Source organism: Sandarakinorhabdus sp. (assembly GCF_032115815.1).
Lineage (GTDB): Bacteria > Pseudomonadota > Alphaproteobacteria > Sphingomonadales > Sphingomonadaceae > Sandarakinorhabdus.
This window is the reverse complement of the sequence record NZ_JAUMBI010000185.1, coordinates 1-9,566: the sequence shown is the minus strand read 5'-3', so window position 1 is coordinate 9,566 and position 9,566 is coordinate 1. Positions and strand designations below refer to the sequence as shown.

At 65.6% G+C, this 9,566-nt stretch carries 13 protein-coding genes; 1 reads left to right on the top strand and 12 read right to left on the bottom strand.

Annotated features, from left to right (window positions below; genetic code table 11):
• A partial coding sequence (locus RT662_RS10885; RefSeq protein ID WP_313670727.1) for a hypothetical protein occupies positions 1–450 on the top strand: 450 nt, incomplete at its 5' end.
• Here RT662_RS10885 and RT662_RS10880 read toward each other — a convergent pair.
• The 12 genes from RT662_RS10880 to RT662_RS10825 all read right to left on the bottom strand — a co-directional run.
• Entirely contained in the window at positions 426–1,082 is a 657-nt protein-coding gene (locus tag RT662_RS10880) for a PEP-CTERM sorting domain-containing protein (RefSeq protein ID WP_313670726.1), read from the bottom strand. The genes RT662_RS10885 and RT662_RS10880 overlap by 25 nt on opposite strands.
• A 62-nt stretch (positions 1,083–1,144) precedes the next feature.
• Positions 1,145–1,483 carry a hypothetical protein gene (locus tag RT662_RS10875; protein ID WP_313670725.1) on the bottom strand — a complete coding sequence of 113 codons (339 nt, stop codon included), beginning with the start codon at positions 1,481–1,483 and terminating at the stop codon, positions 1,145–1,147.
• Positions 1,480–2,067 (bottom strand): SRPBCC domain-containing protein, encoded by a 588-nt coding sequence (locus RT662_RS10870; protein WP_313670724.1) that lies wholly within the window; start codon positions 2,065–2,067, stop codon positions 1,480–1,482. Before RT662_RS10870 ends, RT662_RS10875 begins: the two co-directional genes overlap by 4 nt.
• Complete coding sequence (locus RT662_RS10865; protein WP_313670723.1) at positions 2,064–2,675, bottom strand: TetR/AcrR family transcriptional regulator; 612 nt, start codon at positions 2,673–2,675, stop codon at positions 2,064–2,066. Before RT662_RS10865 ends, RT662_RS10870 begins: the two co-directional genes overlap by 4 nt.
• A 66-nt stretch (positions 2,676–2,741) precedes the next feature.
• Entirely contained in the window at positions 2,742–4,244 is a 1,503-nt protein-coding gene (locus RT662_RS10860; protein ID WP_313670722.1) for an AMP-binding protein, read from the bottom strand.
• A gap of 45 nt (positions 4,245–4,289) precedes the next feature.
• Complete coding sequence (locus RT662_RS10855) at positions 4,290–4,592, bottom strand: hypothetical protein (protein WP_313670721.1); 303 nt, start codon at positions 4,590–4,592, stop codon at positions 4,290–4,292.
• A 192-nt stretch (positions 4,593–4,784) separates the two neighbouring features.
• Entirely contained in the window at positions 4,785–5,621 is an 837-nt protein-coding gene (locus RT662_RS10850; protein ID WP_313670720.1) for a cold-shock protein, read from the bottom strand.
• A 153-nt stretch (positions 5,622–5,774) separates the two neighbouring features.
• A complete protein-coding gene (locus RT662_RS10845) occupies positions 5,775–6,536 on the bottom strand; it encodes a TIGR02186 family protein (RefSeq protein ID WP_313670719.1) in 762 nt (253 codons plus the stop codon).
• The gene (locus RT662_RS10840; protein WP_313670718.1) at positions 6,533–7,450 is read right to left on the bottom strand and encodes a sulfite exporter TauE/SafE family protein; all 918 of its coding nucleotides are present in this window, start codon (positions 7,448–7,450) and stop codon (positions 6,533–6,535) included. The genes RT662_RS10845 and RT662_RS10840 overlap by 4 nt, the downstream gene beginning before the upstream one ends.
• A 51-nt stretch (positions 7,451–7,501) precedes the next feature.
• Positions 7,502–8,272, bottom strand: coding sequence for a peptidoglycan editing factor PgeF (gene pgeF / locus RT662_RS10835; RefSeq protein ID WP_313670717.1), 771 nt, complete (start codon positions 8,270–8,272; stop codon positions 7,502–7,504).
• Positions 8,254–8,775 carry a GNAT family N-acetyltransferase gene (locus tag RT662_RS10830; protein WP_313670716.1) on the bottom strand — a complete coding sequence of 174 codons (522 nt, stop codon included), beginning with the start codon at positions 8,773–8,775 and terminating at the stop codon, positions 8,254–8,256. Before RT662_RS10830 ends, pgeF begins: the two co-directional genes overlap by 19 nt.
• Positions 8,772–9,566: SAM-dependent methyltransferase (locus tag RT662_RS10825; protein ID WP_313670715.1), on the bottom strand; the 795-nt coding region annotated here is incomplete at its 5' end. The genes RT662_RS10825 and RT662_RS10830, both read right to left, overlap by 4 nt.

Here is a 9,566-nt window from a genome sequence, read left to right as displayed (position 1 = left end):
TCGATGAAGCTGACGGCGAGTTATCTCAGCCAGGATGGCGATACGCGCGATCCGATGAACTACACGCCCGAATGGTCACGCCGCGCCCGCAGCCTGCCGGTGCTGGCCGCGCTTATGGAACTGGGGCGCGACGGACTGGCCGATCTGATTGCGCGCTGCTGTGATCATGCGCTGGCCCTTCACGACGGGCTGGCCGCCCTGACCGGCGCCACCAGCATCGCCCGGCCGATCATGAACCAGGGCATGGTGCGCTTTCACGCCGCCGACGGGCGCAACATCAGCGACGCGGTGATCGCTGCCATCAACGCCAGTGGCGAGGCCTATTTCAGCGGCACGACCTGGGACGGCGAGCGCACGATGCGGATGAGCGTGTGCAACTGGCAGACCAATGCCGATGATGTGCGCCGCACCGTGGCGGCAGCGGCTCACGCGCTCAACGGTTTGCGCTGACGCAGCACGGCACCAGCCAGGCCAAGGCCGACGATCCACAGCGCCCAGATTTGCGGTTCGGGCACGTAGCTGATCTTGTATTCGAACACTGCATCATCGAAGACGAACGGCCCCGCAAAGCCGACCGGCACCGGATCGCGCGGCGCGAACCAGAAGCCGGCCTCCATGGCAACACCGCCGCCGCGATTGCCCCACACCGGGCTGACATTGAAATCGAAACGGCGGCTGATCGGCAGGTAGATGCGATATTCGATCAGATCGGGATCGATCAGCCGGTCGCGGCGATAATCATCAACCGGCAGCAGCGGGTAGCGCAGGTCAAGCCGCAGCGGGGTCCATTCGGCTGACGGCGTCCAGTTTAGCGTGATAGCAGCGCTGACCTTGTCCAGGAGGGGATCACCAATGAAAAACGGGGTCGCCAAGCCAAGCCGCAGCGAGCCGCTGGTGCCGCCGAGATCCTCGACGCGAAATTCCTTGAACAGGGTGACCTCGCGCTGTTCGGTCACCCCCCCGCGATCAATATCAAGCAGGGTGGTGATGGTGAGGCCGACATCGGGGCATTCCGGCGGACAGCCCGCCCACGCTGGCGTGGCCAGTGCCACGGCGGCAATTGCACCCAGAATCATCTTCATGGCCTGTCTCCCTGGCGGCGATTCTGCTGCCGGAAACTGGGCCGGAAAATCCGGACGAACGCTTAACCGCGCCGCCGGCCAAGCAGGCCGCCGATCAGGCCGGTGACGGTGCTGGCACCGGTGCCCATCACCAGCAGGCTGGCCGGCACATCGCCCATTGCCACCGATACGCCAATGCCGATGGCCGCACCGATGCCGCCGGCCAGCGCGCCGCCGCCTGCCGCGGCGCTGATACTGGCAGCCTGGCCCTTCAGCGCGAACCAGCCGGCCAATGCCGAAATACCCATGCCGCCGATGGCGAACAGGCCAGCCACGGCCGGCACGAAATGGCCAGTCACCACCATCGCGATCTGGGCGATGGTGGCGATCAGCGTCGCGTTGATCAGCCTGGCATTGTTCATTTCGCTCCCCTCCCCCCGCCATAGGTGGCGTTCATGTGCGCCAGCACCTGGGCGTTGCCCTTCTTGAAAAAGCCATAAAGCCCGTTTGCCGCCGCATTCTTGCCCCAGCCGGTTTGCGACAGCGTCACCCTGGTCAGGCCGGGCTGTAGCGGGGTGAATTCCAGCACCGACACCACCTGGGCCAGTGCCTCGTGGCCCTTCAGTCCTGATGGTGCCTGCACATTCTGGCACACCAGCAGCCGCTCCGGCAGATAGGTGAGGATGCGGTGGTGGATATTGTCGGGATCGCCGATCGGCTTTTTCGGATCATAACTGGCCTCGATGCTGCCGCCGGTGCGCAGATCAATAGCGGCAACCGGCGCGTTCCATTTGCGGAACTCTTGCGCATCGGCAAAGGCCTTCCACAGGATCGCCACCGGCGCCCTGATCGTGATGCTTTGCTGCAGGGTGCGGCTGCCATCGGGCGCGATGAAGCTGGTATCGGCAACAGCAGCGGGCAACGGCGCGTTGTGGACATCGCCCGGCATCGGCGCGCCCAGCGCCGGGCCGGCGATGAGAACAGCGGCGATCAACAGCGTTTTCACGGCCGCAGCCCCCGGGCCTCGCGTTCGAGCAGCCGGAAATAATGGCGCAGCGCGGCCACGCCGGCATCGAAACTGGCCAGGCTGCGGTGCGTGCGGGCCTGCATCACACCGCCTTCCATCACGCTCAGCACCAATTGTGAGAGGCCGTTATGATCCGTGCCCAGCGGCAGGCGGTTCGCAGCGGCATCGAGGCAGATGCGCACAGCGGCCACCCAAGCTTCGAAATTGGCAGCGAGGAGCGCGCGCACCTGCGGATCGGGTTCATGGATTTCCAGCGCCAGGCTGCCGATCGGGCAGCCGAACGTGCAATCGCTGATCTTCAGCAGTTCACGATATCGGGCGAGCAGCGCAAAGATCCGATCGATCGGATCAGCCACCCCTTCCCAGGCCGGCGCCAGCAGCATCGGCCAGATGCCATCCAGATAGCGGCGCAGCACGGCGATCAGCACGTCCTGCTTGGTGGGGAAGGCGTGGTAGAGGCTGCCGCTGTTGGCATTGGCGGCCGCCAATATGTCGGCCACGCTGGTGGAGCCATAGCCCTTCTCGCCGAACAGCTCCATGGCGGCGGTAACGATGCGCTCGGCGGTTGGCGGGATGGGTGCGGTCATCGGCTCCGGGCTCCCTTGATTGGTCGATCAAGAGTGTTCCCCGTTGAATGCGCGGTCAAGTGACAGTCAGGCAACCTGACCCTTGAAGCTGTCCCGCAGTTCGCGTTTCAGCACCTTGCCGATGTGGCTGCGCGGCAATTCATCCACCAGCACGACGGCGGCGAGGCGCTGGGTCTTCCCCACCTTGGCGTTGGCGCCGGCGCGCAGGACTTCCGGGTCCGCTCCCGGCGCGACGACGAAGGCCACCGGGGTTTCTCCCCAGGCATCCGATGCGACACCAACCACGGCGGCTTCCACCACCTGCGGAAGGGTGAGCAGCACGGCCTCGATATCAGAGGGGTAGATGTTGAAACCGCCCGAAATGATCATGTCCTTGGCACGGTCCATGAGCGTCAGGAAACCATCCTCGTCCAGCCGGCCAATGTCGCCTGTGCGCAGCCATTCCTTGCCGGTGGGATCGATCCAATAGGCCTTGGCGGTGAGATCGGGGCGGTTCTTGTAACCGTTCATGGTAGCAGGCGAGCGGCCAACGATCTCGCCAGGCGTGCCCGGTGGCACGTCATTGCCATCTTCATCGATGATGCGCACTTCGTGACCGGGCTGCGGCTGGCCCACCGTGTGCAGCTTGTCCGGATGTTCGTGGGCGACCAGCATGAAGCCGACACCGCCTTCGGTCATGCCGAAGAATTCGATCAGGCCGCCAGGCATGCGCTTGAGGACCTCGGCCTTCAGTTCGGCCGCGAAGGGGGCCGAGGTGCAGAATTTCATCTGGAGCGAGGAGAGATCGGTCCCGTCGAACCCCGGATCGGCGAGCAGGCGGCGATATTGCACCGGCACCAGCATGGCGTGGGTGACACGGTGGGTTTCAGCCTCCTTCAGCCAGCGAGCGGTGTCGAACTTGGGCATCAGCACCACGGTGCCGCCCCAGGCCAGGGTCGGGATGAAACTGACCAGCGTGGTGTTGGAATAGAGCGGGGTGGAGCACAGCGTGACGCACTCCGGCCCATAGCCGATGCGGCGGCCGCCGGTGATGTGCAGCGAGCGCATCGAACAGCTCTGCACGATGCCCTTTGGGGTGCCGGTGGTTCCGCTGGAGTAAATGATGTTGAAGCCAGCCTGGGGATCGAGCGGGGCCAACGCCGGCGGCTGCGCGGTGGGATCGATGAAGCTGTTCAGCCGATCCAGATCAACCAGGGTCTTGCCCGCCAGCATGGCGCCGAACTCGGCACGGTTCGGGGCATCGACAAACACGAACTGTGCGCCCGAATCGGCGACCATGGCGGCGATCTGATCGGGTGTTGAAGACGGGGCGAGCGGCGCGATGGTGGCGCGCAGGCGCAGCACGGCTGCCCACAGCACGGCATAATCCACGCTGGACAGCGCGATCGAGGCGACGCTGTCGCCGGGCTTCACGCCATGATCGGCCAGCGTGCCGGCGAGTTTTTCCGCCCGGGCAATGAAATCGCGCCAGTTCAGGCGGTCATTGCCGCAGATGACGGCGGGATGGTCGGGCCGGGCGGCAGCGTTGGCGGCGAGCGCGGAGGAGAAATCGAAGGTGGTGTCGGTCATGGCCAGCAGGGTCGCGAAACCCGGCCGGCCTGTCCACTGCTGAAATCAGGCAGCCTGCTGAAGCGACGGCACGGCGATCTGCGCCGGCACGTCACCGCCCAGTTGGGTCAGGGCGCGAACATGGGCGTCATACTGGGCCTGCAGGCGGGCCAGATGCACCGGATCATGGCCATTGCGGCTGATGGCATCGGCCAGCAGCTCGGCGCCGGACACCAGCTTGGCGATGTTGCGCTGCTTGCGGGTTTCGAGCTGGCGCGGGGCGAGGATGAAGAAATAGGCCACTGGGGCCGAAAGCGTGATGTAGGTCATCACGATCATGATGATGGTCACGCTGTTATTCGCCAGCATCGTCTTGCTCCGTGAGTATCAGGTTGAATAAGCCCATGCTGCGACGCCGCATGACAGGCCTGTAATGACAAAGCCAGCCCAATGCGGCCAAGCCTCTAGCATCGGGCGGTTTTGCCGCAGTGCAGGAAAGAGGAGGTGTGAAAAGGGCGGCAGCCTTGCTGGCCACCGCCCGTTTTCCGTGCCTGATGCCGATCAGATCGCGTTCAGGTTCACCGCGGCCTGCTTGCCGCGACGATCTTCTTCCAGTTCGAACGAGACGCGCTGGCCTTCGTTCAAATTGGAGAAGCCGGCGCGTTCCACAGCCGAAATGTGGACGAAGGCATCCGGCGCGCCATCGTCGCGTTGGATGAAGCCGAAGCCCTTGGTGCCGTTGAAGAACTTCACAGTGCCTTCAACGCGCTCACCGGTGGTCGACGGGGTGCGTTCACGCGACGGGCGACGTTCGAAATCGCCACCACCAGCGCGCGGTTCACGCGGTTCGCGCGGCTCGCGCGGCGCACGATCTTCAACCGGCAGCGGTTCGCCTTCGATCTTCAGTTCGGTCGCCGAAACGCGGCCATTGCGTTCGGTGAGGGTGAATTCCAGCGGCTGGCCATCGGCCAGGCCCGTCAGGCCAGCGGCTTCCACCGCCGAAATGTGCACGAACACGTCTTCACCGCCGTCTTCACGCACCACGAAGCCGAAGCCCTTTTGCGCGTTGAAGAATTTCACGGTGCCACGGCCGGTGCCGATCACGATGCCGGGGGACATTTCGCGCCGGGGCGCGCCGCCGCCGAAGCCGCCGCCGCCGCCACCGCCGAAGCGACTGCCGCCACCGCCACCGCCGCCGAAGCGATCGCCGCCGCCGCCGAAGCCGCCGCGACCACCGCCGCCGCCGCCGAAACGGTCGCCACCGCCGCCGAAGCCGCCGCCACCGAAGCGATCGCCACCGCCGCCGAAGCTGCGGCTGGAGTCTTCAAAACTGTCAAAGCCGCGTTCGCGCTTGTCAGAACCACGCCCGGGACCACGTCCCCGTCGATCAAAGCTCATTTAATTTCCAAATCCGTAGCTGTCTGTCTGAAACTGGAGCCTGTCGGGCGATGCGGTGAGGTATTCAAAGCAGCGGGCCGATAATGCGCCGACAGCCAAGGTAAACGAAAAAGGGACTGGACGCGAGTCGAATATTGGCGGGTGAAAACGGCCCTACCAACGCCGCCGCGTGACCAGCGCAGCCAGTGCGCCGGCCGCCAAGGCGGCCAGCACCGCAGCAAGCCCGTAGGCGAGGCTGTTTTCCTGCGCCATCACATAGACCCAACGTTCAAAGCCCGATTTGTCGATCACAAAGGGCGCCGACGTGCTGGCCAGCACCCGGCCCTGGCGCACAAGGTGGATTTCGGCGGTGTAGTCGCCCACCGGCACCGCCGCCGGCAACGCGATGCGGGCAGCATAGAGCACGCCGCGGGTGATCTGCACGCCATCGGAACGCTCTGTGAACAGCCCGGCCTTCTGGCGCGCGGTGATCAGGCCGGCTTCGAATGTGCGGCTGATCCCGTCATCGGCGCCGCTGGCCGGGGACAATTGCAGGTTGCGGATGCCGATCTCGTAAATGGCCGTGGTGCGTTCATCGGCGAGGACCGAAATCGGGCGGGTGGCCGCCACGGCATAGAAACCCGGCACCGATTCAAAGCGCACGGCGCGCGCATTGACCCAGATGCCAGCAATGCGCGCTTTCTGCCGGACGGTGACCGGTGCCGACGGCCCGCGCACCACCACGGCGATATCGGGCGGCGCATCGGGCACGCTGCCTTGCGGATACTGGATGGCGCCGAACACCAGCATTTCCGATCCGCGAAACGTGGTGTTGATCTCGATGCGGGCCTGGCTGAGCTGAGTGATCAGCCGGATGGGCGCAGCTCCGACCAGTGCCAGCCACAGGCCCAGCGCCAGAACGACACGCCGCATCATGCGCCTTCAAACAGCGCGAACGGCTCATCGGGCGTGAGCGTGAGGCCGATGAACAACCTGATGGCCACCGCCAGCACGATCAGCGCCAGCGCCAGCCGCAGCCGATCGGGCGACAAGCGCTGCGCCGCCCGCACACCCACTTGCGCGCCTGTCACCCCGCCGATCAGCAGCAGCAGGGCAAGCACGATATCCACGCTTCTGGAGGCGGTCGCGTGCAGCAGGGTGGTCGCTGCCGTGACGAAGATGATCTGGAACAATGAAGTGCCCACCACCGCCTGGGCGCGCATGCCGAGGATATAGACCATGGCCGGCACCATGATGAAGCCGCCGCCGATGCCCATGATCACGGTGAGCATGCCGACGCCCGCGCCGAGCATCAGCGGCGCCAGTGGCGAGATGTAGAGGCCTGAACCGGGAAAACGCATTTTCCACGGCAGCGCTGCCACCCAGGGCAGATGGCGGCTGCGGCGTGACGGCGGTGGCTGCCCGTTCCGCGCGGCCTTCAGGGCGGCCAGCGCATCGCGGAGCATGAGCCCGCCGATGACCGACAAAAAGAGGACGTAGATCAGGCTGATCACCACGTCGATCTGGCCCTGCTGCTGCAAGATGGAGAAGACGACCTGCCCCAACCCGGCCCCGACCAGACCGCCCGCCACCAGCACGCCGCCCATGCGCAGATCAACCTGGCCGCGTTCCCAATAGGCCAGCGCGCCCGAGACGGAGGAGCCGGTGATCTGCGTCGCCGAAGACGCCACCGCAACTGCCGGCGGAATGCCGTAGAAGATCAGCAGCGGCGTGGTCAGGAAACCGCCCCCCACGCCGAACATGCCCGACAGGAAACCCACAGCCCCGCCCATCAGGATGATGAGCAGTGCGTTCACCGACATTTCGGCAATGGGCAGATAGATGTCCATGTGCCGCGCAGGTTACGGGCTGGACGGAGAAAAGGGAATCGGGCTTTTCGTTTACGCCAAGGCAATCACCGACAATTGCCGCCCATAGTCGGGCTCACGGCGGTGGGTGGTGCGGCGGAAGCTGAACCAGCGGGCTTCATCCGGATAGGTGTCCACCCCCATCGCCACCACGGTGCGCACGCCGGCGGCGGCGAGACGGGATGCGATGAAACCTTCCAGATCGAACTGGCAGTGTCCGGGTTTGCCAGCGGCGAAGAAGGCATCATGTTCGGGATCGACCGCGCAGAAGCGGTCGCGGAAGGCCAGATCAACCTCGTAACTGGCGCGCGCAATCGTGGGACCGATGGCGGCGACGATGCGGTCCCGGCGGGCGCCAAGGGCTTCCATCGCTGCCACTGTAGCCGGGCCGATGTCGGCGAGCGCGCCTTTCCAGCCCGAATGCGCCGCACCGATCACGCCTGCATCCACGTCGGCCAGCAGGATCGGCGCGCAATCAGCGGTGAGGACGCCCAGCGCGAGGCCGGGCGTAGCCGTCACCATTGCATCGGCATGGGGGCGTGCATCATCGGGAAAGGCGGCGGTGACGGGAATGACGGTTGCCGAATGCACCTGATGCAGCGTCACCAGCGCGGCGCCAGGGGTGACGGCGTCGACAGCGCGGCGGCGGTTTTCCTGCACGTGGCCGCGATCATCGCTGCTGCCCAGCCCGACATTCAGGCTGGCGAACAGGCCCGACGACACGCCACCACGCCGGGTGAGAAACCCGTGGCGGGTGCCAGCCAGCGCAGGGACGGTGAGGAAATCTAAAGGCGGGCCCGACACAATATGTCCTCATCGGCCTGATCGCCGACCATGAAGTGATAGGGCGCCACCTCCTCGAAGCCGTGACGGGCATAGAAACGGCGGGCACGCGGATTTTCGGTGAACACGCTCAGCCAGAGTTCCGGCGCACCACGCTGTCGGGCGTGATCCTTGGCCCACTCGGTCAGCACGTCAGCCAGCCCCAGACCTTGCCACGGCTTGTAGATGTAGAGCTGGCGCAACTCCATGGCATCTGGTGCGGGATCGGGCGCCGGGAGTTTCAGGCTGCTCACCTTGCAAAAACCGATCGGGGCGCCGCCCGTCAGCGCAAAGCGCACGCTGATATCGGGATCGGCCAATTCGGCGGCATAGGCTTCGTCGCTGCCCTGCTGAAGGAAGGTCGCCATGTCTTCCAGCCTGTAGAGCGTGCCGAACGTATCGATGAAGGTGGCCCGTGCAATGCCGCCCAGCACGGCACCATCGGCCGGCGTTGCATCGCGATAGGTGATGAGGGGATGGCTCATGCACTTGCCATGCCAAATCCAGCCGGCACTGGCCAGCTCGGCGCCGTGACCGCCATGGCGCGGAAGATGGCGCCCATCTGCTGCGGTGCGGTGAGCCGCAGCAGGGCGGCGGTGATGCTGCCGGCTTCGTGCGGCGGCTTGCCCGTCTTCAGTGCCTCGGCCCGCGCCGAAATGCCAAGATCACCGAGCAGCGCGCCCTGCGCCACCGGGCCGTGGAAGGCCAACCCGCGCCCATGGGCGATGGCTGCCAGCGCGCTGAAATCGACATGCGCGGTCAGATCATGCGCGCCGGGATCATAAAAGGGGCTGACCTTTTCGCCGCGATGCACGGCCTGCAGCGTATCGAGCGGCACACTTTCGATCATCTGGCCGCCATAGCCGTAATCGATGATCAGCATGGCGCCGCCCTGGGCCGCGATGCGGCCTGACAGATGCCCCATGATGGCGTGGGCGGCCTCGCTCCATTCGGCGTCTACGCCGTCGGCGGGCAGCCATTTCGGCATGAACAATCCGTCTTCGAAGCCCACGTGCAGTTCCTTGCCCGCCCGGCGTTGGCGGATCGGCAGCGCATCGAAAAATTCGTTGGCGACGATGATGAGCGGGCGATCATCGGGCAACTGATCGACCCGGTCGTGCCACTGGGCCGCCCAACCGGCCAGCCGCACGCGCTGGATGGAGCGCAGCGCAAGGCTGGTTTCCACCATTTGCAGGCCGGCGCTGGCAGCAAAGCCCGGCAACCGGCCGAGCAGGCGCAGGGCATCGGCCATCAGGCTGCCATGACCGGGGCCAAG

Excerpts from the sequence above, each read along its gene's own strand:
- RT662_RS10880 (WP_313670726.1), bottom strand. The coding sequence starts at position 1,082 with ATGAAGATGATTCTGGGTGCAATTGCCGCCGTGGCACTGGCCACGCCA.
- RT662_RS10875 (WP_313670725.1), bottom strand. The coding sequence starts at position 1,483 with ATGAACAATGCCAGGCTGATCAACGCGACGCTGATCGCCACCATCGCC.
- RT662_RS10865 (WP_313670723.1), bottom strand. The coding sequence starts at position 2,675 with ATGACCGCACCCATCCCGCCAACCGCCGAGCGCATCGTTACCGCCGCC.
- RT662_RS10860 (WP_313670722.1), bottom strand. The coding sequence starts at position 4,244 with ATGACCGACACCACCTTCGATTTCTCCTCCGCGCTCGCCGCCAACGCT.
- RT662_RS10855 (WP_313670721.1), bottom strand. The coding sequence starts at position 4,592 with ATGCTGGCGAATAACAGCGTGACCATCATCATGATCGTGATGACCTAC.
- RT662_RS10850 (WP_313670720.1), bottom strand. The coding sequence starts at position 5,621 with ATGAGCTTTGATCGACGGGGACGTGGTCCCGGGCGTGGTTCTGACAAG.
- RT662_RS10845 (WP_313670719.1), bottom strand. The coding sequence starts at position 6,536 with ATGATGCGGCGTGTCGTTCTGGCGCTGGGCCTGTGGCTGGCACTGGTC.
- RT662_RS10840 (WP_313670718.1), bottom strand. The coding sequence starts at position 7,450 with ATGGACATCTATCTGCCCATTGCCGAAATGTCGGTGAACGCACTGCTC.
- RT662_RS10830 (WP_313670716.1), bottom strand. The coding sequence starts at position 8,775 with ATGAGCCATCCCCTCATCACCTATCGCGATGCAACGCCGGCCGATGGT.